This is a genomic window from Lentilitoribacter sp. EG35 (assembly GCF_040784015.1).
In the GTDB taxonomy this organism is placed as follows: domain Bacteria; phylum Pseudomonadota; class Alphaproteobacteria; order Rhizobiales; family Rhizobiaceae; genus Lentilitoribacter.
This window is the reverse complement of sequence record NZ_JBFNGQ010000009.1, coordinates 41,503-47,836: the sequence shown is the minus strand read 5'-3', so window position 1 is coordinate 47,836 and position 6,334 is coordinate 41,503. Positions and strand designations below refer to the sequence as shown.

At 41.9% G+C, this 6,334-nt stretch carries 4 protein-coding genes; 3 read left to right on the top strand and 1 reads right to left on the bottom strand.

Annotated features, from left to right (window positions below; all coding sequences use genetic code 11):
* A partial coding sequence (locus AB2J24_RS15035; protein ID WP_367386050.1) for an SdrD B-like domain-containing protein occupies nt 1-2,408 on the bottom strand: 2,408 nt, incomplete at its 3' end.
* 804 nt (nt 2,409-3,212) lie between these two features.
* On the opposite strand from AB2J24_RS15035, the gene AB2J24_RS15030 reads away from it, so the two are divergent.
* The 3 genes from AB2J24_RS15030 to AB2J24_RS15020 all read left to right on the top strand — a co-directional run bounded on the left by AB2J24_RS15030 (nt 3,213) and on the right by AB2J24_RS15020 (nt 6,327).
* Nucleotides 3,213-4,160, top strand: coding sequence for a tripartite tricarboxylate transporter substrate binding protein (locus AB2J24_RS15030; protein ID WP_367386049.1), 948 nt, complete (start codon nt 3,213-3,215; stop codon nt 4,158-4,160).
* Nucleotides 4,161-4,350: 190 nt separating this feature from the next.
* A complete protein-coding gene (locus AB2J24_RS15025) occupies nt 4,351-4,818 on the top strand; it encodes a tripartite tricarboxylate transporter TctB family protein (RefSeq protein WP_367386048.1) in 468 nt (155 codons plus the stop codon).
* A gap of 9 nt (nt 4,819-4,827) precedes the next feature.
* The gene (locus tag AB2J24_RS15020; protein ID WP_367386047.1) at nt 4,828-6,327 is read left to right on the top strand and encodes a tripartite tricarboxylate transporter permease; all 1,500 of its coding nucleotides are present in this window, start codon (nt 4,828-4,830) and stop codon (nt 6,325-6,327) included.
* The last annotated feature ends 7 nt before the right edge of the window (nt 6,328-6,334 follow it).

Sequence of the window (6,334 nt, the reverse complement as noted above, 5' to 3'; positions counted from 1 at the left end):
GCATCTGAATCGATCGCATCATTGTTACCAACGTTTTGATCAACCAGCGTCTTGCCAGACACATTGTCTGTGAACTTAACGCCATACCGACCTGCAAAGAGGCCATCAAACGAATAATTACCATTGGCGTCTGTCGTTGTGACGCGGCCTGTTAATCCACCAATTGAATCAAGGAGGTGAACCGTCACGCCGGCGATACCATTTGCTCCGTCATCGTCGATGTCATTACGGTTGTTATCCATGAAGTATTTACCAGATAGTGAACCCAAAACTGGTTGCACAGGCACTTGTTCAACACCAGCATCATTGTCTGGTGTATCCTGACCAGCAACAACAGTGATACCGTCAATTTGGCTCATATTGTTACCAATATCAGCGGCATCTGAATCGATCGCATCATTGTTACCAACGTTTTGATCAACCAGCGTCTTGCCAGACACATTGTCTGTGAACTTAACGCCATACCGACCTGCAAAGAGGCCATCAAACGAATAATTACCATTGGCGTCTGTCGTTGTGACGCGGCCTGTTAATCCACCAATTGAATCAAGGAGGTGAACCGTCACGCCGGCGATACCATTTGCTCCGTCATCGTCGATGTCATTACGGTTGTTATCCATGAAGTATTTACCAGATAGCGAACCCAAAACAGGCTGTACAGGCACTTGTTCAACACCAGCATCATTGTCTGGTGTATCCTGACCAGCAACAACCGTAATACCGTCAATTTGGCTCATATTGTTACCAATATCAGCGGCATCTGAATCGATCGCATCATTGTTACCAACGTTTTGATCAACAAGCGTTTTGCCAGATACATTGTCTGTAAATTTTACACCGTACTGACCAGGTCGCAAGTTAGTAAAAGAATAATTACCATTAGCATCGGTTACTGTTGTATTGGTTGTATAGTTAACTAAATCACCATTTGCGTCCAACAACTGAACCACAACATTAGCAACACCGTTTGCGCCATCATCATCGATGTCATTGCGGTTGTTATCCATAAAGAACTTACCAGATAGTGAACCAACTACGGGTACAGGCTCTTTATAGCTACCTGCATCTACTTCGCAATTATGCTCACCAGCCCATAACTGGATCACATCTGTTGAACCAACACCATCGCTATCAATACTAATGACGTCTGAATCGATGGTATCATCGTTACCAACGTTTGGAGTTACAAATCCTTTAGCTTGCGGGTGCGGATCAAAAAATACTTTATAATCCCCTGCGCCAAGATCTGAAAATCTATAATTACCATCAGAATTTGTTGTTGTTTCTGCTACAAATTGATTTTCGTCAACATCAAATAAGCGAACACGGACACCTACGACTGCAGTATCTGCATCGTCAATATTATTACCATTTATGTCGTTAAAATAATGTCCCTCAAGGATCGCATCATTTTTGTCGACATCAGTACCTAATACCTCTGAAAGTGGTTTCCACTCGCTGGAACCTTTGAACCAGAAACCACCAATATTAGAAATAGTGTCTGTACCTCCATCAGGCTTGCCCACAGATACAGTGCCGTCATCATTTTGAGTAAACGTATAATCAGACGCAGCGCCATCATAATCAATCTGGTTATACCCTGCATCGCCGCCATCAATTACATCATTACCTGATGAACCATTGATCACATCCTGACCCGCACCAGTATTGATATTGTCATTTCCAGATGTACCATCTAAGTAATCGTCACCATTGGTGCCATTAATATCGTTCACACTTCCATTGTTGCTGCTTGTGGTTAAAACCTCTTGTAATGGTTTCCACTCAGCAGAACCTTTGAACCAGAAGCCGCCAATATTGGAGATAGTGTCCGTACCTCCATCAGGTTTTTTTACCGACACCGTACCATCATCATTTTGAGTAAACGTATAGTCAGATGCAGCACCATCATAATCAATCTGGTTATACCCTGTATCACCACCATCGATTACATCATTACCCGCTGACCCATTGATCACATCTTGACCGGCACCAGCATTGATGCTGTCATTTCCCGATGTCCCGCTTAGGGATTCAGCCGCAGCAGTTCCTGTAATAGTCTCACCAGTACCGCTGTTACTTCCGCTACCAGTGTTTTCACTACCATTATTATTATCAGTGTTTAACAGAAGGTCCTCAAGGGGCTTCCACTCACTTGAACCTTTAAACCAAAACCCGCCAATATTGGATATAATATCAATTCCACCGTTGGGTTTCTTAACTGTAACTGTTCCATCAACGTTTTGTGTAAATGTATAATCACTTGCAGCACCATCATAATCAATTTGGTTATAACCGTTATCACCACCGTCAATGCGATCGTTACCGTCAGAGCCAAGAAAAACGTCTTGATCACTGGTGCCATTTAAAGCGTCGTTCGCAGAACTACCGTCTACTATATTTGTCATGAGAAACTCCTAATTTAATAACTTCGAATTGACTTTAGTGTCTCACAAAAATACAGTTCAAGGGAGAATTTTGATGATTAGTATTAATAGATTCATTTTTATCTAAAATTCAATAAAAACAATAGGTTAGAGTGTAAAAAAAACAGCAAAATAACCAAAATAGGTGATTGATTTTGACTTCTATTTAGTGGTTGATCACGCCAACTTTTTATTGAAGTTTCACATTACATCAATACGGTCTAAGCAGGCGAAAATACTTCTTGAAAAGATACTCGCATCACAATCGCACATCAAAAAGATGAATATGCAAAATGAATAATACCTACTCTTCGTAATTGAAATTTTGGATATGAATTCGCTACTTTCCAGTTAAATTGCCGCTACTTTGAGATACCGTCATCTGTATACTGTAAGCTGAAGATGTATTGGTTATTTGGAAACGTGAGTTTGAATTAATTTTGAAAGAGTATAAATGAATAGAAACAAGTGAGCATATTTTATTCAAACAACGCGATAAAACAGGTAATATTTATGACGTTAGCAACCGAAATAGATGAATAAATTATATAATACTGCATTAGATTTCATCTTGCTGTGTAACGATGGCGGGCACACAATATGCGGGTGGCTTGAGCAGATATGCTCGACGATTTCGCACGATACACTTCTTGTATCAGTTGATCGAGTATGAACATTGGACGAGTATCAATTAGCTCGCTACTTTTTTATTGTGTTCGCAGATTGCACTTATATAAATTGTCCATGATCGAGCTGCAATTCAGAGCGAATAAATGGGAGGTATTTATGAACTCAATTTTTAAAACAGCCATTGCATTGTTTATCGCATTGCCAATGATCTCGAATGTTGCGCAGGCCGAACAGTGGCCTCAACAACCTGTAAAAATAGTTGTCCCTTTCAACCCTGGCGGTGATACGGATTTTAATGCTCGTCTTCTGGCTAAGTATCTTGAGCCTGAACTAGGCACCTCGATGCCAGTCATTAATGTCAGCGGCGCTGGTGGCAGTATCGGCGCAAGACAAGTCTATAGTGCTGACCCTGATGGTCAAACTGTGCTATTTTTCCACTCAGCCATGTTGGTCAATACCGCTTCCGGTATTGCTGATTTTTCATTTCACGATATGGATGTTGTTAGTATTGTTGGGCGCGAGCCGGGTGGAGTTATCGTCGTAAATAAAGATGCGCCGTGGCAAACAATCGATGAATTGATGAAAGCCTCTGCAGCTGACGCCGGATCAATTGATCTAACAACGAATGTTGGTGCCACAACATATCTGATTGGTTCTTTGATCAATAATGCTGGAGGTGATTTTAATTTCGTCGATGTCGGCGGCTCATCAAACCGTCTAACAGCTGTTCTCGGTGGTAATGTAGATGTATCGCAAAACCCATTGGGTCAAGTTCTACCCTATATTGAATCTGGAGAATTAAGGGCGCTAGCGACTGTTGCTCGGAAAGCAAACAGTGCATTACCAAATGTGCCTACTTTTGTGGAAAAAGGTTATGATGAAGTTCAATTCCAATATGCCTACTTCTTGGCTTTCCCAAAAGGAACAGACCCCACAATAATAGCGACATTGTCGGCCGCTGCTGGAAAAGTTATTTCTGATAATCAAGAATATGCGCAGGAACTCGAAAACGTTTACCGGCAGGAACCATATTACTTGGATACCGAGGAAGCCATAAACTTCCTTTCGAAAGAAGAACAGATCATCAATGGTGTCGAGTTTTAATTAAACATCGAATGCCCCAGGGATGCTTTCTAACGGAAAGCATCCTTGAGTCATGTTTTTAAGACGGCTTATTCATATCTTGGACACCGACCCAAGTCAGAATATGAAATTCACAAGCATCAACACCCGATAAGGGTTCAGACAAATATGTTAAATGTTCTAATGAGTTCTCGATTGGTGGGGAATTAATATGTCGACTAAAAAAAAAGATGTCTTTTCAGGAGTTTTCCTACTGGCACTTTCTTGCAGTATTTATCTAAGCGCCCGTCAGATTCCAACCCGCTTGCGCATAGGTGTCGACTCCGGTTTTATGCCTGAAGTAGTTTCAGCAGTGTTGGCGATGCTCGCCATCATTATTATTTGGCAAGGCATTAGAAATAATGACCATATTGTAGTAATCAAAAACAAGAATAAATCATCGGTACATGCAGTAGCACAGTCACTTATGTTGATTATTATCTATGGTTTAGCAATCTCACATGTAGGTTTCATACCAGCAACAATCATTTTTTTGGTGGCGCAGTTCTATATCCTTGCACCTAGCGATAAACACAATCCTGTTTATTTTGTGATTGTTGCTGTGATTACAGCTTTGGCAACCAATACAATTTTCACTTATGGTTTTGGCGTCATTCTGCCATCCGGCAATCTATGGTAAGGAATTAAAATGGACCTTTGGATCTCCGGCGTTTCACAGATATTTTCATTCTATCCGCTTGCTGCCATCGTGGTTGGCGTTGCCATTGGGATTATTTTTGGTTCCATTCCAGGTATGAGTGCCACTATGGCCATTGCTCTTTGTCTACCTATGACTTTCGGGCTTGATCCTGTCATTAGCCTCTCGTTATTAGCGGCATTGTTTGTTGGCGGCATATCCGGTGGCCTTATCACCGCAATACTTATCAATATTCCCGGCACACCATCGTCAATTGCCACGACCTTCGACGGTTACCCAATGACTCAAGCCGGCAACGCCGGGAAAGCTCTCGGTGTGGGCATCCTGTTTTCCTTTCTTGGATCGATATTGGGGTGTTTAGTTTTGTTCTTTTTGGCACCTTCTCTGGCCAAATTTGCCTTGCGTTTTGGGACATATGAATATTTCGCAATATCAGTATTTGCATTAACACTTGTTGCAGGTCTATCTGGAAAAAACCTTGCCAAAGGGATAGCCAGTGCAGCGTTAGGTTTGCTTATTGCAATGGTGGGTGTTGCTCCAATTGATGGCTATAAAAGGTTCACCATGGAGGTTAGTCAATTTGATGCTGGCATTGCACTTCTTCCCGTCTTGCTGGGATTATTTGCGGTATCGGAAGTTTTAAAAGAATCTGAAAATGCATTCCTGAAACACCGGACAAAATTTCCAAGTTTCGAAATGCCAAAATTCTTTGGGATTAGCATGCAGGAATTCATGGCACAAATTGTAAACCTGTTTCGTTCCAGTGCCATAGGGATTGGAATTGGCCTGCTTCCGGGCATCGGCTCAGGTACATCCAATCTATTGGCCTATCTGGCGGCGAAAAATAGCTCTAAAACGCCCGAAAAGTTTGGTACTGGTGTAGTGGATGGACTGGTGGCAAGCGAATCGTCAAACAACGCAGGAATAGGTGCGGCCATGATTCCTCTAATTACGTTAGGTATTCCGGGTGATTCTGTCACTGCCATGCTGCTCGGTGGATTTCTGATACATGGTATTCAGCCAGGTCCGATGCTGTTTCAGTCAAATGGCTCATTAGTTTATGCGATTTTTGTGGCTCTTCTCGTAGCCAATGTCGTTATGTTACTTTTGGAGTATTTTGGCATAAGGCTTTTCATTAAGGTTTTAGCGATCCCCAAACATTATCTTCTATCCATCGTTATGGTAATGGCTGTCATCGGATCCTTTGCTATCAACAATCGGATGTTTGATGTCTATACATTGATTGCGTTCGGAGCGTTTGGTTATGCAATGATCAAATTCGATTACCCTTTTCCGCCTCTAATACTTGGCTTCATACTTGGGCCGATGATTGAGCAAAATATGCGCAGCGCACTGATGTCGACTCGCGGTAGCTTCCTACCATTTTTTGAACGCCCAGTTTCAGCATTGTTTTTAAGTCTCGCGGCCCTCTATATTCTGGTTACAATATGGAGGACAGCAAACTCGAAAAAACAAGCTTTAAAAGATTAATCCAAAT